We start from the raw sequence: 24583 nt of genomic DNA, 5'->3' as shown, positions 1-24583 counted from the left end.
GTTTCTATGTATGTTAAACGTTTACAGTGCCCGGTGGTTTTCACTGGTTTTGTTTAGTCTCTTACTGGCAATTAGCCAGTTAGCTGAAGCGACACACATTGTCGGGGGCGAGTTGGAACTTCGTTATCTTGGCCCACAAAGTGCTTACTCGCACCGCATTAATCTCAATCTTTACTTCGACGTAGTAAATGGCGACGCTGGGGCCGACGATGGCCTGGTGTCGGTAGGCATTTTTTCGAAGCGTACAAACCAGCTGATTGGCTACGTACCGCTTAACCGAATCAGCTCCGAGCCGATTTTATATACCAAACCAGCCTGTATCAACGCCAGTTTGAGTACCCGACTCATCCGGCACAGCATCGATCTAACGCTTGATCCGAACGTATTCAACGATGCGGGGGGCTATTATATGTCGTGGGAACGGTGCTGCCGAAACGGAACCATCAGCAACATCATCAATCCGGGAGGAGCCGGTTCGACTTTTTATCTGGAGTTTCCGGCAATTGCGAATGGCTCAACCCGGGTATATAATTCGTCGCCGGTATTTACGATTCCCAAAGGAGATTATGCGTGCATTGGGCAGCCTTTTACGCTCGATTTCAGCGCCAAAGATGCCGATGGCGACAGTTTGACCTATTCACTGGTGACGCCTTACAATGGCTTTAGTAGTTCGGCTGTTCCGAATCCAGGCGCCTTGAATCGCCCGACGCCCCCTTTTTCTACGCCGGGCCTTATCCTCCGGTTCGCTGGATTGGAGGCATCTCCAATACGAATGAAATTCCGGGCACCGATCCCCTCCGGGTGAATAATCGCACTGGTCTGCTGACCGTAACGCCCGACCGGGCGGGCCTTTTTGTCTTCTCGGTTGAAGTCGTTGAATACCGGGCGGGCAAAGCCATTGGCCTGGTTCGGCGCGACTATCAGGTGCTGGTCGTTGACTGTCCAAAGAACAATAACCCCAAATTATTATTTAAACCCGAGGGTCAGAAAACTTTTTACCAGGAAGGTACCGTAATGACCATTGCCGAGAAAGATACCAACTGCCTGACGCTGTACCTCACCGATCTCGACGTCAATCAGCGCATTACCGTTACGAACATGAGTGGCTCATTACCCGGCCTGACCATTGCACCCGGAGAACTCTTTACCCGAACCAGCCACGATACTTTACAAGCTACGTTTTGTTTTGGTCGATGCGTTGGTGGCAACGGCGTTCCCATTACGTTACTCATTCGGGCTACTGACGATGGATGTCCGCAGGGACTAAGCGATACGTTAAGTGTCCGGCTGAACATTATTCCCTCGCCAAATAATAAACCCGTCGCGGGCACCGACCTCCCCAATAATCAGGGACAGATTACAGTTGGTTCGTCGCTAACCTTTAATGCATTCGGGACCGACATTGATAACGACAACGTAACAATCCAGGCTGTTGGACGAGGGTTTACCTTAGCGCAGGCAGGGATGAGTTTCGGGTCGGCATCGGGCGTAGGAAAAGTATCGCAGCCGTTTGTCTGGAAACCAACCTGTTCTCAGGCAATGCAGTCGCAGTATCTTGTCGATTTCATTGTGACGGACAATCGCTGCAATCGCAACCTTCGTGATACCGTAACGGTGGATCTTTCGGCTATTGGCAAACCCAGCCAGCCACCAAACATACGAACCACCCTTACGGAGCAGGTTGTCGAGCTTATGGTCAGCCCTACAGATTCAATCGGTTCTACTACGTTCAATGTGCTTGGAAACGATCCCGACCGTGATACGCTCCGGCTTACGGGAGCTGGCCGGGGCTTCGATATGCAGGCAGCTGGTATGCAATTTTCCGGCAAAAATGGCTTACCAACTCTTGACTCGCCCTTCAACTGGCGGCCAACCTGCGAATTGATGGCTGGACGAACCGAAGCCACTTTCGTAGTGGATTTTGTTGTCGATGACCGTTCCTGTCAACCCAACCACGCTGATACCACAACCGTTACGTTCCGCGTCAAAAACCCATCTATTGATGTTGATTTTAAGGTACCGAACGTATTTACGCCCAATGGCGATGGCATCAATGACTATTTTGCCTTAAAAGATATACCCGAAAACTCCTGCGCCGAGCAGTTCAAATCCGTTGAGATCTCCAACCGATGGGGGCAGCCAATCTTCAAATCGACAGACCCACGGTTTCGCTGGTACGGCTACAACTCGCCTTCCGGAACGTATTATTATCTCATCCTGACAACGGCCCGAACGTTTAAAGGACCCGTAACGATTTTGCGATGAGGTCAGTTTCTGACTATATAATCCAGACATTATCCCGCCGGATAAAATACAGCTCATTGTGCCAGAGCACGCGGAGGTAGATATCTCGGGTACCTAGAATGTTAACCTTATGGCCACGCCCGATAACTTCCACTACGGGCGCTGCTGCCGAGGGATCAGTTCGTAAAAGCACCCGATCCTGGCTCGTAATGCCGGACTGTACGCCTTCGGGCAGGTTCGTGAAGACCAACAGGAGAAATAGATAAACGAATAAGATCCACTTCTGCCGCCCCGGAATTTCTTCTTTTCGGAGTCGTTTAAGGATGAGTACAGTAAAAACGTAACCTGCAGGAATCAGCAGGAACAGCAAAAAATAGATACCGTATTTTCGGTAGAACAGGTAGAAGTAATTCAGGTCGTCGGTTTCGTAACCGCTGAGATTATTAGCGCGGGCGATGTCGTTCATCCGACGTAATACGGCATCGTCTGGATGGCGTTCAAAGTACACATCCAGGTAATACAGCTGGCGAGGCACGTCATTCAATTGTTCATAGGCACTGGCCAGTTTGAGCAGCATCGGATCGGTAGCTGTATGGCCCTCGGCAAGCGCCGTTTCATAGATTCGGGCAGCTTCCGTCTGATTTCCACCAGCAAACAATGAGTCTGCCCGTCGGAGCGAATCTGTCAATGTCGACTGTGCCAGCACCGTACGAGCCAGAAGCCCAACCAGCAGGCTCATAATAAGGCGCCTTTTATGCCATGAACAAAGAAAGATCATAAGCAGACGGTATTCGTACAAACGACAAAAAGCAGCGAGCGGAAAGGAGAAAGAATAGTGTCAGACAACTCTTTCTCCTTTCCGCTCGCTGCGCTGGACTTTCTTAGAATGGTAAATCGTTGCTTTCTTCGTCAAACGCTGAATTGAAAGTGACAGCTGCCGGCTGGCTTTGCTGCGCCGGGCGCGACGGCGATGCCTGGGCCGCTGCAGGACGAGACGGAGCTGTCTGGGCAGTACTCGCATCACCCTCGGACACTTCGATCCGGAAAGCACGTAACTCCGTGTACCAGCGGTCGTTGTACTCGCGCGATTCAGCACTAAAGGTAGCTTTCAGCATATCGCCATCAGCAAACTGCTTGAGGTCATTTGCCTTTTCCCCCAGGCGGTCATGCATATCTTTTTAGGATACTGACTATCAAGAGTTTCGATAACAAATTCCTGCTTGTTCCAAGCTCCATTTTTACCTTGGCCCGTAACTTCGGGAAGTACCTTTATGAGTTTTCCAACTACTTCGAATGCCATTATTTCTAATTCGTTTCTGTTAATTTAGAAAGATAAATGTACGAAATTTTCCTCATTTTTTGGCAATTCCGGCTTAGAAAAAGCAAAAGATTCCTACGTCCATTTGGCATAAGAAAGCCAACCAGCTATATTTGCACCTCGATTACGGAATTGGCCACGTGGTGAAACTGGTAGACACGCCATCTTGAGGGGGTGGTGCTTCACGGCATGGGAGTTCGAGTCTCCCCGTGGTCACTCATAAAAACGCTCAAATCAGCTTGATTTGAGCGTTTTTTATTTTTGCGGGGGCCGTAATAGCAAATAAATGGCAACAGCTCCCTGTTAAAAAACATGGATTAGAACGGCCTAAAATGCCTAAGAATTACTCTCATATAGAGCCCTTTCTTTCCAAACCTGCCGACAATGATCTGAACAAACATTGAGTTGTTGATTACAGAATTTGGCCTGTACAACGAGTGAAGACTGCTACGTTCCCATCTCGCCAATTTCCGACTACACTTTCCCTGGTAGAAGTCTAATTGCTATCATGGCAGGACACGCTCAGATACAGGAATGTTAATAGCGAAGGCACTGAGAAGTAGGTTGATCTGGCTTGGCCAAAGAATCAATTTTTTTCAGGCAGTCAGCAGATTTAATAGCCTGCTCTAGCACAGAGCGAGTAACTTCATACCACGCACAATCAGGGCCACTGTTAATATCGACTTCTAGTATTAACTTCTCTTCACTTTTACTGTACCACAGAGAATTTTCACGGTGTTCTGTGGGCAAAGCTTTGGCATTGGCGTATTATACTTTATAATAGTCATTAGCTGGTAATGAACCATAATTCTTAAGTATATCGGCAATTGCGTGGTTTTTTGCCTCAACTTGGCTACTAAATGATCCATGATTATGGTAACCGCCACCAATCCCTAAAGGCTTACATTCAATCAGTAAGCTTAATAAGAGTATACCAACTTTTCCAAACGTTTTCATAGACCGTTTTAGGAGATTGGTTAGCAGCAAAATAAAAATTCTGCTGCTAACCAATCTCCTTATTTAAATTGAAAATCAAATATGCTTTTAACTCTTGTTAACAGCCAGATGGTACCGGCCATATATAATATAATTTATCCCCCATGTTCCCTCTGGCTCCACCATATAAAAACTCCCAACTGTACATGGATGTAATGTATGATACAGCATTGCATATATGATAATTTCGGGTTGTTGCTGCGTGATACCAAGCGTCGAAAAGATCACTTTCAGAAGGGACATTTATCGAAAAGGGCCAGACACTGCCTGAACTAACATTCCCCATGTATGAGCGTGCTGAGAGGTTATTATGCAAGTCCATTGCTGTATGTTCTGTATACTGTCGGTTGCCATTAGCATCACATTCATGATCGCTGCATATGTTTCGTGTAAAGAGGATGGCGTTGTTTTTAGTAAAGCCTGCATACATAGCTTCACGTATTGTTAAGCAATTCCATATTGCGTGCTGAAAGGCATTACTTTGTACGCCTTCGTTTGCATTCCCAAATCGATAAGCCGTTTCTGAAACGGCCTTATTGCTAGCATAGTAATACCGTGAAATCATGACAGGATTGTTGTTTAAATGCTGCCACTCGAGTGTATTGATATTACCAAAAGAAGATTGAGCCACTTTTCCACTACCCTTACTTTTTAAAGCTTGCTCGATTAGCGGTTTGAGTTCATGTTTTATTAAACCATTGTAGTATTGAAGAACAATGTCAGACTTCTCTCTCACAGCTTTCTCTTCTTTAAAGTCAGGGAAATCGTGCAGGATCCTATTTAAATGATTTTGTTTAAGAGGGTTTTGGCTTAGATCTGGATATTTATCTACAATTGGTTTTGCAATTTTCACTAACTCCTCCAAGGTAAGCTTGCTAGCTGCAACTCGGGCTTTGGGATCATTTACCTTTACAATTGCTGGATAGAATACTTCTTTCGGAACCCCATTCGGAATTAGTATTCGCACTCCACTTAGGGTATCTTCTCGATAAATAGCCGTTTCAGCAATTGGTGAGATTTTCGAGTGTGGAGAGGTACAACTAACTACTTGATTAAAAAAGCCTATAGTAAGGCATTAGACTATGAAAAAAGGTTTAATGATGAAACATCGCACTGATGTAGAAAGCCCCGCGTCAGGTCGCCAAACTGTCGCGGGGCTTTTAATATGGCAAATTTCATATACGAAGCGATTAGAAAAAATATATCAATACTAAATCTTAAAAAATTAATAGTTATTTGTAGTCACAAAACAATTTTTATGATACATAATCTGTTACATTAAATAGTATTAAATCCTGATTAAAACGATTTATAGCCAAATAAACCGTATCCACACTCGCTATAAAGTAATTTGCAGATTCTTGAAAAAGCACAATTAAAAAATTCTTTATCTAGCCAAACGAAGACCCAGTAATGCACTACGACATACTTCAAACTTTATAATTCCCAGCTCTTACTCAAACGTTAGGCGTAATAAGTAATTAATTCAATAAATGATAGCCATCTGGGAGAAGGGTTTGACATCAAATACGACCAATGCTAAGGTGGGGGTGGAAAACTTTCGTTCGGACTTGAAGAGATGCTAAATCCTGGAGAAACAGCGGGTACAACTACGATTATCGGTGTTGTTTTGCCCCTCGCAGGTGGCGAACTGAAACTAATTAACAATATCGACAGCGATAAGATCAACTACTTTGCTCACTAATGGCTTCATTTCTGGCTTGCCTGAAGGCATGGCCAGCTAAATCGCCAAGGTGACTATACTTAAAAGGCACCTCTTTGCAGGTGCCTTCGTCAATCCGGGAGGTTCGTGTAATGATGAATGATAATGACTATGACCAGGACTTCGCTTTTTGCGCATGGTCAGGAAAGCTCGTAATCAGTGCAATGGCCCGGCGAATAGCTTCTTCCTGGTTTAGCCCTTCTTTTATATAGGCACTAGCCTTATCCATCACATCCTGAATGGTTGGTATTGTCTTTATATTCATTGGCATGGCAATTATCATTTTAGGTCGACAAGTAGTTACCATACAGACCTTTGATTTACATTTTTGTCACTCATTAGTTAATAAAATTAATTATACGGTGGCTTGATTGATGCTCTAAGACAACATAATTAAGCCGGATTAAGGATTGATTTTATTACCCATTTGAACGTACTGCCGATTACAAAAACCGTGTTATCCCCTCTCCAATCCAAATGGAATACGAATTGGGAGAGGGGTGATAAGTGATAGTCAGGGAATTTCCCACAGGTGGTTCAGGTAGAAATAGCGAACTACACAGTTACCAGAACCTGCCATTTTGTGACTAATTGATACCTGTCTAGTCAGTGAGATAACTGTTTTTCAGTCATATCCATACCCGCAAATTAAGTATGCCATCCACCATTATTGTTCCCTTATTACTATTGCTTACCCTTTTAAGTTGCTCATCAACGACTGATCGGTCAACGAATGCTTCGTTAATTAGCTCCGATACTGTTTTTAAAGATAAAGTTTTCGATGCGTCCATAGAAGGGCCAGCCGTGAGCGGGCTCAATGAAGTAACGATCAAAGCCGTTTTTCAACAGGATACAACAGGTCTATTTCGTATAGTAAACGAAGAGGGAGGCCATCAGATTAATTTTATCTGGCGCTTCGTCGGCGACTCACTCTCAATTCGGGAAGTCTACCAGAACCAGCCTGGAGTTGAACAATCCGCTCCTCACTTTGAAGCACCTCCCACATTCTATGCCGTAACTCAGGAACCCTACGGTTATTTTCTAAAAGGAAAACACGAGCAGATACTATTAAGGCGGGCAAAACCCAACTGATATGGCCAGCTTTGTCTGGATAATTCGGCCTGCCATTGACTAGCTACCTGGCCGAGAAGCGTTTGACTTCTACTGGCCGGGTTGAACCATCCACAATCCATTCAAACTGAGGGTACTTACCCGTTTCACTTAACGTAAACGACGTAGTTTTTACAGTCGCCTGTGGCTGACGGGCGTAGTCTCGAACTACCAGGGTATAATCGCCAGGTGATAAATGGACAGCAAACGTACCATCTGGAAGAGGGCTGGCCGATGTGATGGTTTGCTGCCCCCGCTGTATATCAATACCAAATCGATTAAACTGGCAAGTCTGCCGTTCATAGGCATTTGTTTTGCACTGTAGTTGCCCTTTGACCTGAAATGTTCGTGCCAGTGGGATGATTTTAGCAGCCGACCGGCCAACCGTTACGCTTTCATGATAGAGCACGGGATCACCGATCCGGCTGGCACTTACGGCCGAGATATGGTAATCGCCGGGAGGTATGTTTCTGTATGTAATGCTTCCTTTGGCATTTGTCAGCAAGGTATTTTCATTTACGGTTACGAACAGACTGTCCATCCAGCGTTCGCTCGCATCTTTATTTCCATCTCCGTTGGTATCTTCAAAAAAGCTTAATTGCAAGTGACCGTGATGCTTTGTTTGCGATTTATTAAACCGCTTTACCACTTCAAGTCGGTATAAGCTGTACGCTAGTTCCGGCCGCTGGCTATACGGTGTGCCATTACCAGAAAGTTGCATGGATAGGTTAGGCGATACGTCGTATTGAACACGGCCAACGCCGATATAGCGAGCCTCATCCGCTGTGGCATCGTACAGGTAATTCAGTCCCACCGAGCCGAAAAGTCTTTTGTTCAGTAACGAAAAATCGATTGTCGGGGTAAGTGATGCCGTCTTCATCTGATCGGGCCGTCTGTTTCGAAGATCGAACAGATAATATGGCCCTGTCTGATAATACCCCCAGAAACTTAGCGGGCCTAAAGCTATCGACGAAACAAGCCGCTGACTGAACCATCCTCCCTGCGGTGGCACGGCCGTTCGATCATGAAAAATACCGGCATCGTAGCTTATTTCGATATGTTGATTCGACTGTCGATGGTAGGATATGGACGGAGCAAACCGAAAGGCATCGGCCCGCTGACTGAACGGATTCCCCATGTCCGTTTGAGAAAACCAGTAAGGTCGGAAACTCAGTGAAAGCTCCTTGATACGATAACTAAAACTTACTTCCGCTACGGTGTTACCAAATTTGTGCCGGGAAAAATCAGTAGCGGATGAAAAGGATACCCGATCGTACCCCATATGATTTAACCGGGCCAGGAACGTAGTATTTACGGAAGGCTGCCAGAATAGCTGACTGTAGATCAGGGTCGCTCCCCGCTGAAGGCCCGCATAAACAGGACTGCTCAGGTAAGACCTGAATTGCCAGCTCAGTTTTGGGCTCTGGTAACCATAATTGAGCTGACCGGCCCAACCGTACGTTTGCGCACGGTTGATACCCTGCCGGGCAAATTCAACACTTTGCCCCCCCAAAAGCTGGAGTGAATGACGTTCCGATTGATCGTAGCGGAACGTAGCAAAATTAAGATAGCCCGCCCGCATTGTGTTAGTCTGGGTATAGTAGTTGCTACTGACCGACCAACTGGCACCCGGCAATGCTGGCAGTTGACGATCATAACGGGCTGAATAAATATTGCCCGACCAGGCATTATCATCCGGACTTAACCAGTTTGGATTTGAGTTGATCGCCCAGAAACTCCATTGCCGATCGGTTTGATTAATAGTTACTTTTAAGCCTCGGCCAAACAGAGGCAATTCATGATAGTCGTATGAACTCCCCAGCCGTACCATGGCCCGGTCGGTGCGAACTGAAATGAACGAGTTCTGAAGTTGTTGAAAATGATCGGAACCGGAGTTTAAATAATGAAGGTGGAAGTCAATCTGCGCCTTACCCACAGAATCGCTTCCCCAGACCCGCGCTTCCTTTGCCCATTGGTTGGTGCTAAATCGGGTTATTGCGGTACTGGCTCCATAGCCACCAGTCTGAACAGGCTCCGTACTTATATATCGCTTATTATCAACAGCAACGATCAGTTTGTAAACGAGCGTACCCACAATTGATTTCTGCTCATCCCGGACTGTCACAATCAACTGATAGGGTTGCCGTGTTGACCAGTTATGTAACGAATTCACTTCGAGCGTAAAGGTTGTATCCTGATTAGGCGCTAGTTGCACAGGACGTGGGTACCCCGAGCGATCCACCCCCACTGGCATCGAGGCCACATCAATTGAAAAATTTTCCACCCGCATACGATTATGGACGAGTCGCATCGGAAGGCGGGCCGACTGGACTGCCGAAAACAGTACGATTGTTTCCTCCAGCGAATACAGTGTTAGTGCTGATTGCAGCTTTCCTTTTATGAGCAGTGGAAAAGACACGACTTTCAACTGATTTCCTAGCGTGTCGCTTACTTGAAATGAAACCTGATGAACGGATGAACTGGCTTGATTATCCACCAGCCCTTTGACTGGAACGATTGCGGTCTGGCCCGGCAATAATGACAGCCGTTCGGGTATGGCAGATAGCAGTTGAATTACCGTTGGAAACTGAGCTTTCAAAACGATTTCCTGTTCCTGTTTACTCGTATTGTTGAATGTCAACCGGTTGGTAAACGTCTTACCGACAGACGTTACTGTAGAATCTTGCCAAAGTGTTACCGTAATTGACTGCGCTTCAGCCTGAACAACATAAATGGTAATTATACTTAATGTCAGTATAAGCTTCTTTATATTATACATGTTTACATATTATAAATAAGGTTCACAGTATTTTTGACATGAAACGACGGCAATTCAGCCCGTTCAAGTACAATATTACAATCATTTTATTTATTAATTAGCTGATTTAAAAGGCAAACTACCGTATAGTAAATATGAAAGAATGTCAATTTATTGATAATCAAATTATAATACCGAATAATATATTTACATCTATTTAATTTACCATAATTAATAATCGTAAACATTGTATTAACATTTCATCATGCATAACTTTGTCTAAATAATACTTATTAATTCTTTCAATATTAACCACGTCTAACTAATTAAAACCAATGAAATTTCTAAGCAAAGTATTCGTTTCTGCCCTTGTTGTCGGTGTTGTTGGCCTGGGAGCCAGACCCGCTCAGGCTCAAATTACCAGTGGCAATGCCGTAGTCACTGTCACGGTAGTTGATGTGCTGGCATTAGTCGTTGCCGTACCCGCTGTACCACTTGCTATCGGAACGGTTACCGAGTTCCAGAATGGAGCTACCTTCCTGGCACCGGCTCAATTAATAGCCAGCAGCAACCGCCCGTTCGATATCAAAGTGAAATCGGATGGCGACCTGCAGGGTATACTTACGGCTACGGGTAGCAGTATCCCCATCAACAACATCATGGTACAGGCTGCTCCAACCCTTACGTCGAGCTATACGTCGCAGATGAGTTTATCGGCTGCCGATCAGGCACTGATATCAAACTCACCGGCAGCGATGGCTAAAATTTTCGATGTGAAATACTCTACCGCTGCCAACAACCAGGCTTTCTACGTAAAAGGCGGGGCTTATCTCGCTACGTTGACGTACTCTATCTCAGCTCACTAATACCAGAAAGAATGACAAGACTTTTCTTTTTCCCAACAGGATTAATAAAGGGATTGACGCTGATTCTGTGCCTGACAATGATTTCGATCTGTCAGGCACAGATTGGTTTTCAAGTCTCGCCCGCAAAACTCTACTTTACTCAAAAAGGCACCGCGGAGCAAACCCTTCGTCTGCACTTGACCAATCCGATGGATACACGTCTGGTGCTTCAGGCAACCTGTGCGGACTGGCGCCGGGATACGATCGGTGATAAAGTATATTATCCAGCTGGTGCCTTGCCAACATCCTGCTGTTCCCTGATTAAGGTTACGCCCAGTGTCATTGAGCTGGCTCCCGGCGAACAACGGGATGTGTTAGTTACGCTGGTAGCCGACAATCAGGCCAGGCTACAATCCATTCACAATGGTATGCTGCTCCTGACCCAATCTAATGAACAGGAAGTAGCCCGGTTGAAAGGGGCTTCTCAATTCATCGTGAAAGCGCAAATTGGAGTCCATGTGTATGTGATTCCAGACGAGAATCCGCAGCCTGATATTGCCATTACGGCCATGGACGTAGCAAAATCAGGTGAACAGTATCAGGTAAAAGTAAAAGTCCAGAACACGGGTGGAGCCCTTCTGGAAAGTCAGCTACGGCTGGAGTATTTAAACCTGGAAACGATGGAAGAAGTAAAAACAGAAGCCATGCCCGTCAACACCATGCCGAAGGATACTTTCCGGGTAACGGCCAGTGTACCTTCAAAACTATCGGCCGGAAAATACCTTATCGTAGCTGTTTTAGATAGTGGCCCGAGTCAGGCACTTAAAGTAGCTGAGCTGGAAACCGTATTGAAATGAAGCCTCTGCACATCCTGATCATCGTTATGAGTCTGCTTTTTGCGCAAACTGCGCTGCTGGCTCAACCCTATATACCGGATGAGGTGATTTCGGAGGCTACGGCTCCCAGTGCGATTGGTGTTTCAATTTTAGGAAATCCATCCATTAGTATCAGCAGTATAAGCGATTATCAGAATGGCGTATCAATTAGTCATAACACGTTACAGTTAAGTGTATCACTGGGTTTAAGCTGGTCATTGCAGGTCCGGGCCACAGACGACCTGCGCTACCAGAATCAGTCGATACCGGTTTCATCGATTGCGGTTCAGTCGCTTAACTTAGGCAACCGGCCCGAAATTTTCTTAAGCACAACAAATCAGACCTTATCCTCGGGGCTAGCCAGCTCGATACTCAGTATTATCAACTTAATACGTTACCGGGCAGTCGGTGGAAGTAATTTTCTGAAACCAGCAGGCAACTATACAACAACTATACTGTTTACGTATACGGCACTTTAGGCTAATTCATACGTACCAGACCGAAACAGCCTGCCGGGCAAGTGTTATGAAAGCATTTGCCCGGCAGGCTGTTTCTCGTCAAGAATACCGAACGATAGGTTTACAGGTCGAACTGCGCCTTAATTCTCGCCTGCTTCTTAACTTGCAGCATAACCTTGCTCAACAGGATGCGTGAGTGGTAACGTAGCTTATTAGAAGCGCTTAGCCGTCCGTATAAACCCATTCTTTTACTAAGTCAGTTGTATCGATTTTCGTGGAAACGTCGTCCTCCCCCCAACATATATACCCATTCTTACAGGGCGGTGGTGAAATGGGTGAACTTACCCGAACCTATGACTGGGCGCAAACCTCGTTAGGCCCCCCCAGTAGCTGGCCTCAAAGTCTATGTACTACGCTGGGCATCGTGCTGCATTCCGCTTTTCCGATGTTCCTGTTCTGGGGAAACGAATTAACTTGTTTTTATAATGATGCATTCCGGCCCAGCCTTGGCAGCGCGGGCAAACATCCTGCTCTGGGCAAGACAGGGAAGGAGGTGTGGCCGGAGATTTGGGATTTTATTGGTCCGTTGATCCAGCAGGTCATGACGACTGGTGAGCCAGTTTATTTTGACGATCAGCTTGTGCCATTCTATCGTAATAGCCGCGTAGAAGATATCTACTGGACGTTCAGTTATAGTCCTGCTTATGGCGATGATGGCCATATAAACGGTGTGTTTGTTACCTGCACCGAAACCACCGAAAAAATACGAACCATCAAACAGCTTAGAGAAAGCAACGATCAGCTAGCCTTTGCGATTGAAGCTACTGAGCTGGGCACCTGGGATTTAAACCCGATCACTAATACCGTTTCGGCCAATGCCCGGTTAAAACAATGGCTTGGCCAGCCTCTGGATGGTGACATATCGCTTCCAGTTGCCATTGCGGTCATTGCCGACAAAGACCGGGAACGGGTGATCGAGGCTATTCAGAAAGCCTTACAGTATGATTCCGGAGGTACGTTTGATATCGACTTTACGCTGGTGCATCCAGTGAGTCTGGACGAGCGAATTGTGCGGGCGAAGGGTAAAGCCTGGTTTACCGATGAACAGATAGCTTACCGGTTTAATGGTACGTTACAGGATATAACCGAGCGAAAGCAGGCAGAAAAAATTCTGACCGATAGCGAGCAGACACTACGTAGTATCGTTGAAAGCGCCCCCTTCCCGATTGGTGTGTATATAGGCCCTCACATGCAGATCCAGCTCGTTAACCAGTCGATTATGAACGTATGGGGAAAAGGCAATGAAGTAGTTGGCAAGCGGTATGCTGATGTACTGCCAGAATTGAAAGATCAGGGCATATACGAGCAGTTGGATAACGTGTACCGGACAGGGGTTGCCTTTCATGCGCGCCAGCAGCGCGTTGATCTTGAAGTAGACGGAAAAATCCAGCCGTTTTTCTTCAATTATAGCTTTACGCCCCTGTTTAATGCTGATGGCCAGGTGTACGGGGTTATGAACACGGCAGCCGAAATAACTGATCTGATTCTGGCCAAACAAAAGATAGAAGATACAGAAGCTGCTTTACGCGGTGCTGTTGAACTGGCAGAACTGGCTAACTGGAGCATGGATGTTCAGACACGTCGTTTCCAGTATTCCGAGCGGTTTATGGACTGGCTTGGTTTTACGGAGAATACGAAAAGTCTGGATGAAGCGTACAATCCATTACCTGACGAATTCAAACAACAGGTTGCCGATGCCATAGAAGCTGTACTACAGCCCGGTTCATCGGGATACTACAAGAATGAGCACCCGATAATCAACCGACTCACCGGCCAGGTACGTATCATCCATGCGCAGGCTCAGCTATTTTATGATACCAACGGGAACCCGGTCAGGTTAAGCGGTACGGCTCAGGATATTACCCAACAGCGGCAGCTTCAGATTGCCCTTGAACGACAGGTACAGGAGCGTACGGAAGAGCTGGAAGCCTCTAACGAAGAATTAGCGGCCATCAATGAAGAGCTGGCTGCCACGAATGAGGAAATTGCCGTTGCCAACAAAGATCTGGAAGAGTCTAATAAAAACCTGCTTCGCTCAAATCAGAACCTGGAACAATTTGCCTACGTTGCTTCGCACGATCTGCAGGAGCCGCTCCGCAAAATTCAGCAGTTCGGCGATCTGCTGAAAACCCGATACACGGCTTCAACGGGCGACGAACTGATTTATCTGGAGCGTATGCAGTCAGCGGCAAGTCGTATGTCGGTTCTTATCAAAGATCTACTGACGTTTGCGCGTATTTCTACCCAGCAGGACGCTACCCAGCCTGTTTCCCTCAATCAGGTAATTAATTCTGTTCTGAACGATCTGGAACTAGCCATTCAGGATACCAACGCTGTTGTTCGGGTGGGAGCGCTACCAACCATTATGGGCGATAGAGGGCAGTTAGGGCAGTTGTTTCTCAACCTGTTCTCCAACGCGCTCAAATTCCATCAGCCCGATCTGCCCCCGCTGATACGTGTGGAAGCCAGCCAGGTGTCCGTAAACAAACTACCTGCCAGCATTAACCCTGCCCGTGGAACCAAAATTTATCATCGGATCGACGTAGTGGATAACGGAATTGGTTTTGATGAGAAATATGTGAACCGCATTTTTCAGGTGTTTCAGCGGTTGCATAGCAAAAACAAGTTTGCCGGTACCGGCATTGGGCTAGCCATTTGCGAGAAAGTAGCGGTCAATCACGGAGGAGCCATTACGGCTCATAGTAAACCTGGGCAAGGCGCTACGTTTAGTGTGTTTCTGCCAGTCTGATCTAGCACAGCCGTAGTTTTTATATGTGACTTCATTCCCTATCTGATACGCCTGAAGCGATAGCACTGATACACCAATAAGCGTTTTCAAGAAGTAGTGTTAGGCCATAAGCATCAATTGTTAGCAGGTAGGTTTATGTGATCGTTTACGGAATCACGGTAATAAGGAGAATATGTATTTGAGGAACCAAAGAAATAGCCCAATAAGACCTAAAAGTAGTATCCAGGGCCCAATTAAAAAGGGTTGTTTTTTCGTATGCATAGAGTACAAGTTACGGTTAGTGGAAGCAAGTTAATTTATATTAGTATATAATATAAAATAAGTAATAATACGGTTTAATTCATTGAGTAATAATACAATATCACTTGTTTATACACTAAAAATTAGAATTAATTTTCTATTAAAAGAAGTAACTATTTTTGTAAATTCTTTTAGACATTCCAATTACAATCAATCTACTACTGAAATTTAATAAATAGATATCTTACAACCACTTTGCGTAAAACGACAGTATGTCGGCTCGCATGGCGGCTGTTTCTTGATGTCCAACATCGTAAATTGTTAACCGCCAGGCAGCAGGAGCACCGTCCCGTAAATAAACCTGTTTGAGCTGCTGATCTATTTTTTCAAGACCTGGCAACGGCGTAAGCGGATCAAAACGACCAGCCAAACTAAAATGAGGACGGGGCGAAATAAGTCCGTTAATACTTGACGTAGTAAAATGGGTCAGTAGATCAGGAACGTAGTAATAAATTCCATGCAGACCCAATCCCTTTGCTTCTATAAGCGATTGATAATCCGTCAGACAACATAAATCTACGCACACTTTAATACGTTCATCGAGCGCAGCCAGCCACCAGGCCATTGTGCTTCCCATCGACATTCCCATCGTTCCTATCCGTTCTGAATCAACATCTGATCGGGTTTGTAAATAATCCAGCGCCCGCAGGTTATCATAAACCATCATTCCCCAGAGCACCTGCCCATGCCATAGCATTTCTTTAAATGTATCCATTTCGGTACGTTGCTGCCGTTCGCCAAAACACCAGCTGTCAATACACAAACCGGCATAACCCGCTCGTGCCAGCGCCAGTGCATAGGGTGGTTTCTGCATTTCGGACCGACCCTTTACGAACTCGTCCTTACCTACATTATATTGCCCAAAGTGGGAGTGGTTGAACAAAATAACGGGCAGCTTTTCGGTTTTATGCCTCGGCCTGGTAAAATAAGCGGGTACCTTTTCCAAACCGTTTATATCAAGCAGTAGCTTTTCGGTTATCAGTTCATCGGTTTCCTGGCGAGAAATCAACTGCACCTGTATGGGTCTGTCCCGGTCAGGTAGCTTTCCAAGCAGCTGATACAATTGCTTTCGCTGCGCTTTCTTACCAGCCTTTACAGCCGGTTCAGTCTGTTCATTGGCCATCAACGTAGCGGGTCGGAATGTGGTTGGCTGAAGCCGCAACTGGCTCACTGAACCGATCAGTACAAACGGTGTAAGCAATATCCAGCTTTTACTAAGCATATAGGTTCGTAGGTAGAAATTACCGAACATAAATGTACTAACTTCTACCCGTAAACCGCTTATATTTAGTCTATTCGGACTAGCCTGTTTCGCTGGTCGAACGTAACGGTATGCTCTTTCAAGAACGCTTCACCGACGTTGATTTGATGCGTTTTATCGGAATAATGTACGTGCTGATCTTTTACACGGATCGATCCTAGTACTAACTCATCGCCGAGAATGGCCTCCTGAAGTACATACGTCCGATTGGCCTGGGTGACCACCCGCTGATTAGGCGTATTAGCGTAATGAACTCCCATCAGCGAAGCTTTCGGGAAATTAAGCCGAAAATCTGAACCGGTATCCAGACTAAACATCATCGCGGTATTGGCAACTTTTCCTGTTACCAGAAATGGTTTGTTATACGGAAGAACTCCTTTATCCTGTGCATTCAATACGTCCTTCGACACTACCAATTGTCGTCCGGGTCCATCGATTGTAAGCAGATAATTGTAAAAAAAATCACGCCCAATCACGCCATCGACGGGGATCTGCTTTGGGCTAAGGGTATAATCCCGTACAACCAGTTTAAGATTCGACTGAGCGATCTGGGCAATACCGAGTTTGTCGATGGCAACCAGAAACTCTCGCTTTACGGTTGTTCCTTCCGTGTTTTCTTCGAAGCCAACGATTTTCAGCCCAAGCTCTTTAGCCAGGCGACTGCCAACGCGTCCCATGCCAGCCATTCCTGAATCGAACATGAAATTATAAGGCCCATGCCCGTTCACATGTACATTCACGTAAACCGTATTTTCACTGACTGTAATGGGAATATGTTGACGGATTTTTTGGGCCGAAGCCGTATAACCTGCTAAGAAGATATACCCAAAACTAAACGCTGCCAGAATTTGGGAAAGAGATGTTAACATATGTATTGACAAAGTTTTTCATTACTTTCAGGCCTGATAAAATAACCATAAATTCGATTGTATTCAACATGAATCTTTACGTCACATTCTAACAAAACAGTACACTATTTTACCGTGTAAGAAACTACATACCCCATATCCCCGTATTTATACTCAAAATTCATACTTTTTCAACTATTAATTATATTAAATTTTAGTAACATCGTGTTGGCAAACATATTGTTTGACTAACATTGCTACGCCTTATGAAAAAGTCAACCTCCATCATACTGATTTTAGCACTTTTGCTGGCTCCGCTGGCATTCCGTTATTCATTTCCTGACGTATATCAGAAAATATTACAAACCTATCCTGTCATGGGATTGGGCCTGATCGTAGCGCTGGATATTCTCTGGATGTGGATTATTTTGGCAATATTGGTCCTATCGGCCCGTTTGGTTCGCTGGATACGTAGCCGGGAATAACTACACTTTTTATCGGACTGTGTACTCTGGAAACGAAAATGCATATTGGATTATTTGAAGCCGCAGAGCCTAACAGATTTACCTTATTCTACTCATAGTTCATGCGAATTGATTGAATCTGGCTGTTGCCTTTGGTAGGACTAAAAACGCTTACGCCAATGCGTGGAGCCCGATCCCAGCGAGGCAGAAATGATCCATCAATCCACGTATCCGTTATGAGTTGAATACGGTCTTGATTTGTTCGCCACCCAAATTCATAGAACTGCCCAAAACGACTGCGTATCTGCAGCCAAACGGGGGCGCTACTTTCGGGAATAGTCATTGTCTTTACTACCACGCGGGTTCCATCTTTGACCTGCCACAGCTCCAGCATGCCTATACGAACACCCAACCCCAGCGCATTATTGGCATCCCCGTACAGGCATACGTTTTGCAGTTCGTCGCTTTGTGGATGTATGGCGGCAGAAAACGTGAATGTCCCTTTTTTCAGTACCATACCCAGAAAACTACCGATCGGATTGGCTGACGTATTGGCGAGTTGTAAATGCCCCGAACGAACGGCAAATTCAGGCCTGGGCATACTGACATCCCATACCCACGGAAAATCGACGGTATTCTTGCTAAAGTCAATTACCAGTTCGGATTCTTTTTTCTGCTGGCTACCCGCAGGCGACTCAGCCTGAGCAGGCAAATTAGCACCATATCGAAATACGGGCCACTGGGTTTTCTCATTCCAGACTAATTCGCTCAATACGCCCTGACGGCCTGTAAACGTAAAATCGACGCCACTGTAGGCGTGATGCAAATAAAAAAACCGATTGTCGGGCGTAGTTACTACCGTTCCGTGTCCAGGGCATTTCCAGTTTTCATCGCCAACCAGTACTGGATTACCCACGTACTTTTCCCACGGTCCCAGTAGCTTTTCGGCACGAGCCAGGCCTACCTGATAATTACACCCGGTCCCACAGCAGGTATTTCCGGAATACGTCATGTAAAAATAGCGCCCGTGTTTGAAAATTGCCTGTCCTTCGGCTCCCCCCGACTCCCAGCCCGAACGGTCGGCTGTCAGTAGCGTAAATGGCTTTCCAATGACCTTAAGTCCGTCGGGGGCCAGTTGAGCACCAAGAATTTCAATATTCTTACCTTTATCCAGCCCGTAGGCTTTCCAGGTAATGAATAGCTTGCCACCATCTTCGATGACAAACGCATCAATGGCTTCCGTAGTCCATTCGAGGAGCAGGCCGTGGTCTGTGAATCCTTTGCGAAGGTCACGTGTGGAAGCAACCCCGATGTAAGAGTGTTTGTCTGATTTTCGGCGGGCCGTGTAATACACGTAAAATGTACCGTTCTGATAAAATAGCTCAGGTGCCCAATAGCTGCCCATTGTCCACGACGGCAATTCGTTGAAAACAGGACCGATATATCCCCAGTTGACCAGATCTTTCGACGTATAAATCGGGTACGCTGGTCCCCATTCCGACGAAGTACCGGCAGCGTAGTACGAATCGCCAACGCGAATAACCGACGGATCGGCAAAATCGCCCGCGATAACCGGATTGTGATACGTAGTGATGGGCTTGGGTGAACCAACAGATTGCGCTACACACTGAAGGGAAGTCAACAGGGCAAGGAAAATAATGAAAAAACACTTCATGAGCTATTTCTTTTGGAAGGCTTTTGGGCGCTGTAGGCGTTCAGAGACAGTTTGACTTTTTTCTGGCTTTAAATTAGTCAAACATCCCAACTTGTTACCATGCCTGCTTCCTTTCTCCAACTCTGTTTCCGATAAAAGCCACTACTTTCGCGTCAGAATTATCTTGCAACAGAATGTACACCCTATACGCCATTCCGAATTGTGACACTGTAAAAAAAGCCCGTACCTGGCTGGCCGACCACGGAGTCGACTACCTCTTTCATGATTACAAAAAACAGAGAATCAGCCGGGAAACGCTCGAACACTGGCTTACGCAAAAACCCTGGGAAGAACTGGTCAACCGTAACGGTCTGACCTGGAAACAGTTGCCCGATTCCGAAAAACCAGCCAATATGGAGGCAGCTATTGCGCTTATGATCAGCAAACCATCGGTTATTCGTCGCCCGCTAATTGAATCAAATGGGCAGATTATCGTGTTAGGTTTTAAAGCTGACGACTACGAAACGGCATTTGCTAACTAGATAGCAGCGGGTTGTAGACAGTCGATTTTAAAGCAGAAAATCCATGCAAAAAATACCATTGGACTCGCCCGAAGCGGTCCGCCGGATGGTCGATTCCTTTTACGAAAAAGTACAGGCTGATCCACTCCTGGGTCCTGTTTTTACCGACGTAGCGCAGGTCGACTGGTCAAAACATTTGCCCAAAATGTATGCATTCTGGGAATCGATCATTCTCGGAAACAATGCTTATGACGGGCATCCGTTTCGTCCGCATTTACTTGTCAATCAAAAACATACGCTCACTATCGACCATTTTGAACGTTGGCTACAGCTGTTTTCGCAAACCATAGCTGAGAACTTTATTGGTGAAAATGCCGAACAGGTACGTCAGCGAGCTATGCAGATCGCACTGGTCTGGAATAATAAGCTGGAATACATCAACAACGACTCGTACATGGAAGGCTGATAAACAGAACTTCCCGAAAACGTAACGCTTTCGGGAAGTCATAAAAACCTGTCAATCAAACCAGTACGTTCTATTGCTTACTGAACACCCGTTTCAGCAGATCGGTAACCCGGGCTGCCGGGTTCTCGCGAATCTTCTTCTCCTCCTGCGCCACCAGAATAAACAGGCCATCAACCGCTTTATTGGTTGCGTACTCCGTCAGGTTCGGATTCACTTTCTTCTGAACAAAAGGCACTTTGTTATAAATGTTTACCAGATCAGCGTAGTAGCGCGTTGCGTTATTTTTCTTCAACGTACTGTCGATAATTGGCGAGAATTCAGATACCAGCTGCTGCCCCGACGTTCGGCGCAGATATTGCGTGGCAGCATCATCGGTACCTCGTAAGATGCCAACTGCATCCTGAATACTCATCGACGTAATGGCTTTGACAAAAACAGGCGCTGCCTTCTTGGCGGCATCTTCGGCAGCCCGATTCATGGATAATTCAAACTGATCGACCTGCTTGCTAAAACCAATCTGGCGAAGCTTATTCGCTACGTTCTGTGCTTCGGGTGGAAACGCAATTTTCAGCAGAGGGTTTTTAAAATAACCATCCAGCTTCGATGCCTGAGTTGCTCCATTGTTTACACCAATACGTAGCGCTTCTTTCAAACCCGTGGCAATATCCAGATTAGTCAACCCGCCCGACGTACCCGCCGATGGCTGGGTTACGGCGTCCAGAATCTTGCCAAAGATCCCTCCTGCCGGAGATTTTTGAGGACGGTTAGCCGGTGCGGTTGTATCCCGCCGGGTTGAATCCTGAGCGAAACTGGCCGTACTAAGCGTCAGGGCCAGTAAAGCAGTTATAAGAACCTTTTTGTTCATCATGGTATTAATCAGATTGCCATTTCATAACTGTCATGGCGCTAAATCGTTTTTTCGTACTTTTGACAGAGAAGAATGGACAATGTATAATGAAGGATGAATAATAATTTTCAACGCACTGATAATCAGTAAAATATTTTCTTCTTTCGCCAGTAATTAAGCATCACTGGCAGACCATTGTACCGTTAATATTCTTCATTACCCATTTCCCGTTAAAATGACCAATACCATCCGTGCCGAAGTTATTACCATCGGCGACGAAATCCTGTTCGGACAAATTACGGACACTAATACACAGTGGATTGGTACCGAACTGACTAACATTGGCATCCGTACCGTCCGGAAATCGTCTGTAGGCGATCAGGTTGATGCCATTCTACAGGTCCTGCACGAAGCCCACCAACGCGCCGACGTCATCATCATTACGGGCGGGCTTGGCCCAACCAAAGACGACATCACCAAAAAGACGCTTTGTACGTACTTCGGCGTGGGGATGGTACGTAACCCGGAAGCGCTGGCTTTGGTAACGGGTTTCTTCGCCAAACGCGGCCGCGAAATGACGGACCTCAATCGTGCCCAGGCCGATCTGCCTGCCAATGCTGTGTATATGCAGAACGATTGGGGAACGGCGCCAGGAATGTGGTTTGAGCATGAAGGACGGGTTTACGTATCGTTGCCGGGGGTCCCGTTTGAGATGAAACATCTTATGACGAACCGGATTTTGCCGAAACTGACCGGCCATTTCCAGACGCCCATTATCAAGCACAAAATCATTCGCACCGTTGGCATCGGCGAATCTTTTCTGGCTGAACGTATCGAAGCTTGGGAAGATGCACTCCCCGATCATATCAAGCTCGCGTATTTGCCGAGTTTCGGTGGAGTGAAATTACGCCTGACGGCAACTGGTGATGATAATGCGCAGCTCGACCGCGAACTGGACGAGCAGGTGCAACTGGTGATGCCGCTGATTGAAAAACACGTATTCGGATTCGGTGACGACGAACTTGAAACCGTGGTTGGGAAGTTGTTAAAGGAGAAGCACCTGACGTTGGGCATTGCCGAGAGCTGTACGGGTGGCTACGTATCGTCGCAGATCACTAAAGTGCCGGGTTCATCCGATTATTTCTGGGGAAGCATCGTCAGCTACAGTAATGCTGTTAAGGTCGCGCAGTTGGGCGTTAAGCCCGAAACACTCGAACAGTTTGGCGCTGTAAGCGAGGAAACAATACGGCAGATGGCCGAAGGTGTCCGTCATGCACTCGGTACCGCTATCGGGATTGCAACCAGTGGTATTGCCGGTCCTGACGGTGGTACACCCGACAAACCAGTCGGCACGATCTGGATTGCCTGCGCCACCGATCAGCGAACAGTTACGCGTTTGCTCAAGCTCGGCCAGTACCGCGACCAGAATATACAGCTGACCACAACGTATTTATTGAATATGCTGCGGGAAGAGTTACTTACTTATGAATTATAAATGATGAATGATGAATAATGAGTGGACAGTCCCAATTCATCATTCGTCATTCATCCGCACGGGCGGCCCCGATTCATCATTGAAAAACATGGCTCTCATTGACATGGTAATGCCCAAGATGGGCGAAAGTATAATGGAATGCACGGTCATTACGTGGCTCAAACAGCCCGGTGATCGAATAGAAGCGGATGAGTCGATTCTGGAGGTCGCGACAGACAAAGTTGATACCGAAGTACCGGCTTCCCATAGCGGCATTCTTAAAGAAATTCTGGTGAAGGATGGCGATGTCGTAGCAGTCGGAGCGCCTGTTGCACGTATCGAAACCGAGAAAACGATTGCCAGTGGCGATACACCCAAAACCAGTAGCCCCGTTGAGGATGCGTCCGTTGAAGCGAAGCAATCGCCCAAAGGCATTGGCGACGTAGCGAACGTACCGGCTGACCCAGCTACTCCACAAGAGGTCGAGCCCGTAGAAGCAACGGCCGACGAAGCCACAGCCGCCCATGAGCTGGAAGCCAGTATTGCCGCCATGAGCAGTCGGCCAGCGTCACACGAAAAGACCGTAGCCACATCAGCTGTTACGCTGGCGGGCGATGCACCCGCTTTCGGCAACCGATTTTATTCGCCATTAGTGCTGAATATTGCCAAAGAGGAGAACGTATCGCGCGATGAACTCGACCGCATTCCGGGCTCGGGTGCAGAAAACCGGGTCACGAAAAAAGACATTCTTGCCTACGTCATAGATCGGGCAGAAGGGAGTCTACAGCCCGTTCAGCGCGTCGAGCGTGTGACTCAGCCAGTCAACACGGCCCTTCCTGTTGCGCCCGCCCAGCCATCTGCCGCTGCGCCCCGCTCCCTCAATGGCCAGAATGATATCATTCAGATGGACCGGATGCGGAAGATGATTGCGCAGCGAATGGTCGAGTCGAAGCAGATTTCTCCGCACGTCAGTTCCTTCGTAGAAGCTGATATGACCCCGGTTGTGCAGTGGCGTATGCAGAGCAAAGATCAGTTTAAAAGGCAGACGGGCGAAAACCTGACCTTTACGCCTATTCTGGTTGAAGCGGTTGTGAAAGCCATTAAAGATTTCCCGATGATTAACATCTCGGTGGAAGGCGACACCATTCTGGTTAAAAAGTCGATTAACATTGGTTTGGCCGTAGCATTGCCTAGTGGGAATTTGATCGTACCCGTTATTCATAATGCCGATCAGTATAACCTGGCTGGCCTAACCAGAAAAGTTAATGACCTCAGTAAACGGGCGCGGGAAAATAAGCTCACCGCTGATGATCTGGCCGGTGGTACGTACACAATTTCCAACATTGGTATGTTTGGCAATCTGATGGGTACGCCCATCATTGTACAGCCTCAGGTGGCCATCATGGCCTTTGGCGCTATCGTTAAAAAACCAGCCGTTATCGAAACGCCCCAGGGCGACTTCATCGGCATTCGGCAATTGATGTTCCTCTCCCACTCCTACGACCACCGCGTTGTCGATGGCTCCTTAGGCGGACAATTCGTTCGGCGGGTGGCCGATTACCTAGAAAAATTTGATACAAACCTGAAAATCTGACCGGGATTTTTGTGATTT

Annotated in this window: 22 protein-coding genes, 1 tRNA gene and 1 pseudogene; 14 read left to right on the top strand and 10 right to left on the bottom strand. The window is 46.6% G+C overall.

The window, feature by feature from the left end:
* The first annotated feature begins 10 nt into the window (after positions 1-10).
* Positions 11-805, top strand: coding sequence for a hypothetical protein (locus tag LN737_RS13610; RefSeq protein ID WP_405519673.1), 795 nt, complete (start codon positions 11-13; stop codon positions 803-805).
* Positions 802-2265 carry a gliding motility-associated C-terminal domain-containing protein gene (locus tag LN737_RS13605; protein ID WP_405519671.1) on the top strand — a complete coding sequence of 488 codons (1464 nt, stop codon included), beginning with the start codon at positions 802-804 and terminating at the stop codon, positions 2263-2265. Before LN737_RS13610 ends, LN737_RS13605 begins: the two co-directional genes overlap by 4 nt.
* A gap of 13 nt (positions 2266-2278) precedes the next feature.
* Here LN737_RS13605 and LN737_RS13600 read toward each other — a convergent pair whose 3' ends face one another.
* Positions 2279-2983, bottom strand: coding sequence for a hypothetical protein (locus LN737_RS13600; RefSeq protein ID WP_405519669.1), 705 nt, complete (start codon positions 2981-2983; stop codon positions 2279-2281).
* Between the two features lie 142 nt (positions 2984-3125).
* Positions 3126-3544, bottom strand: a pseudogene (locus LN737_RS13595) (DUF3127 domain-containing protein).
* Between the two features lie 152 nt (positions 3545-3696).
* Between LN737_RS13595 and LN737_RS13590 the strand changes: the two are divergent.
* Positions 3697-3778 (top strand) — tRNA-Leu (locus tag LN737_RS13590).
* A 552-nt stretch (positions 3779-4330) separates the two neighbouring features.
* Here LN737_RS13590 and LN737_RS13585 read toward each other — a convergent pair.
* Together LN737_RS13585 and LN737_RS13580 are read right to left on the bottom strand one after the other, a co-directional pair.
* Entirely contained in the window at positions 4331-4519 is a 189-nt protein-coding gene (locus LN737_RS13585) for a hypothetical protein (protein WP_405519668.1), read from the bottom strand.
* Positions 4520-4616: 97 nt separating this feature from the next.
* Positions 4617-5525: a DUF6973 domain-containing protein gene (locus LN737_RS13580; protein WP_405519666.1), complete on the bottom strand. Its 909-nt coding sequence runs from the start codon at positions 5523-5525 to the stop codon at positions 4617-4619.
* 612 nt (positions 5526-6137) lie between these two features.
* On the opposite strand from LN737_RS13580, the gene LN737_RS13575 reads away from it, so the two are divergent.
* A complete protein-coding gene (locus tag LN737_RS13575; protein ID WP_405519665.1) occupies positions 6138-6263 on the top strand; it encodes a hypothetical protein in 126 nt (41 codons plus the stop codon).
* Between the two features lie 127 nt (positions 6264-6390).
* Here the strand turns inward: LN737_RS13575 and LN737_RS13570 are convergent, their stop codons facing one another.
* A complete protein-coding gene (locus LN737_RS13570; protein ID WP_405519663.1) occupies positions 6391-6546 on the bottom strand; it encodes a hypothetical protein in 156 nt (51 codons plus the stop codon).
* A gap of 389 nt (positions 6547-6935) precedes the next feature.
* Between LN737_RS13570 and LN737_RS13565 the strand changes: the two genes are divergently transcribed.
* A complete protein-coding gene (locus tag LN737_RS13565; protein WP_405519661.1) occupies positions 6936-7373 on the top strand; it encodes a hypothetical protein in 438 nt (145 codons plus the stop codon).
* Between the two features lie 43 nt (positions 7374-7416).
* On the opposite strand, the gene LN737_RS13560 is transcribed toward LN737_RS13565, so the two are convergent.
* A complete protein-coding gene (locus LN737_RS13560; protein ID WP_405519659.1) occupies positions 7417-10170 on the bottom strand; it encodes a hypothetical protein in 2754 nt (917 codons plus the stop codon).
* A gap of 314 nt (positions 10171-10484) precedes the next feature.
* Here LN737_RS13560 and LN737_RS13555 point away from each other — a divergent pair, with 314 nt between their 5' ends.
* From LN737_RS13555 to LN737_RS13540, 4 genes are all read left to right on the top strand, one after another.
* Positions 10485-11015 carry a hypothetical protein gene (locus tag LN737_RS13555; protein WP_405519658.1) on the top strand — a complete coding sequence of 177 codons (531 nt, stop codon included), beginning with the start codon at positions 10485-10487 and terminating at the stop codon, positions 11013-11015.
* Between the two features lie 11 nt (positions 11016-11026).
* Positions 11027-11851 (top strand): hypothetical protein, encoded by an 825-nt coding sequence (locus LN737_RS13550; RefSeq protein ID WP_405519656.1) that lies wholly within the window; start codon positions 11027-11029, stop codon positions 11849-11851.
* On the top strand, positions 11848-12348 hold the full coding sequence (locus LN737_RS13545) for a hypothetical protein (RefSeq protein WP_405519654.1): 501 nt from the start codon (positions 11848-11850) through the stop codon (positions 12346-12348). Before LN737_RS13550 ends, LN737_RS13545 begins: the two co-directional genes overlap by 4 nt.
* A gap of 253 nt (positions 12349-12601) precedes the next feature.
* Positions 12602-15136: a PAS domain-containing protein gene (locus LN737_RS13540; protein ID WP_405519652.1), complete on the top strand. Its 2535-nt coding sequence runs from the start codon at positions 12602-12604 to the stop codon at positions 15134-15136.
* Positions 15137-15620: 484 nt separating this feature from the next.
* On the opposite strand, the gene LN737_RS13535 is transcribed toward LN737_RS13540, so the two are convergent.
* Entirely contained in the window at positions 15621-16658 is a 1038-nt protein-coding gene (locus tag LN737_RS13535; RefSeq protein ID WP_405519650.1) for a dienelactone hydrolase family protein, read from the bottom strand.
* Between the two features lie 65 nt (positions 16659-16723).
* On the bottom strand, positions 16724-17566 hold the full coding sequence (locus LN737_RS13530) for an aspartyl protease family protein (protein WP_405519649.1): 843 nt from the start codon (positions 17564-17566) through the stop codon (positions 16724-16726).
* A 245-nt stretch (positions 17567-17811) separates the two neighbouring features.
* Between LN737_RS13530 and LN737_RS13525 the strand changes: the two genes are divergently transcribed.
* The gene (locus LN737_RS13525; RefSeq protein ID WP_405519647.1) at positions 17812-18030 is read left to right on the top strand and encodes a hypothetical protein; all 219 of its coding nucleotides are present in this window, start codon (positions 17812-17814) and stop codon (positions 18028-18030) included.
* Between the two features lie 88 nt (positions 18031-18118).
* Here the strand turns inward: LN737_RS13525 and LN737_RS13520 are convergent, their stop codons facing one another.
* Entirely contained in the window at positions 18119-19684 is a 1566-nt protein-coding gene (locus tag LN737_RS13520; RefSeq protein WP_405519645.1) for a glycoside hydrolase family 43 protein, read from the bottom strand.
* 173 nt (positions 19685-19857) lie between these two features.
* Here LN737_RS13520 and LN737_RS13515 point away from each other — a divergent pair, with 173 nt between their 5' ends.
* Positions 19858-20205 carry an arsenate reductase gene (locus tag LN737_RS13515; RefSeq protein WP_405519643.1) on the top strand — a complete coding sequence of 116 codons (348 nt, stop codon included), beginning with the start codon at positions 19858-19860 and terminating at the stop codon, positions 20203-20205.
* 43 nt (positions 20206-20248) lie between these two features.
* Positions 20249-20650 (top strand): group III truncated hemoglobin, encoded by a 402-nt coding sequence (locus LN737_RS13510; RefSeq protein ID WP_405519641.1) that lies wholly within the window; start codon positions 20249-20251, stop codon positions 20648-20650.
* A 70-nt stretch (positions 20651-20720) separates the two neighbouring features.
* Here the strand turns inward: LN737_RS13510 and LN737_RS13505 are convergent, their stop codons facing one another.
* Positions 20721-21518 (bottom strand): DUF4197 domain-containing protein, encoded by a 798-nt coding sequence (locus LN737_RS13505; protein ID WP_405519639.1) that lies wholly within the window; start codon positions 21516-21518, stop codon positions 20721-20723.
* A gap of 214 nt (positions 21519-21732) precedes the next feature.
* Between LN737_RS13505 and LN737_RS13500 the strand changes: the two genes are divergently transcribed.
* Both LN737_RS13500 and LN737_RS13495 read left to right on the top strand, forming a co-directional pair.
* A complete protein-coding gene (locus tag LN737_RS13500; RefSeq protein WP_405519637.1) occupies positions 21733-22992 on the top strand; it encodes a competence/damage-inducible protein A in 1260 nt (419 codons plus the stop codon).
* Between the two features lie 88 nt (positions 22993-23080).
* Positions 23081-24565, top strand: coding sequence for a dihydrolipoamide acetyltransferase family protein (locus tag LN737_RS13495; RefSeq protein WP_405519635.1), 1485 nt, complete (start codon positions 23081-23083; stop codon positions 24563-24565).
* The last annotated feature ends 18 nt before the right edge of the window (positions 24566-24583 follow it).

Source organism: Spirosoma sp. KNUC1025, assembly GCF_045160025.1.
In the GTDB taxonomy this organism is placed as follows: domain Bacteria; phylum Bacteroidota; class Bacteroidia; order Cytophagales; family Spirosomataceae; genus Spirosoma.
The sequence above is the reverse complement of the archived record's forward strand: the minus strand, read 5'-3'. Positions and strand labels throughout refer to the sequence as shown.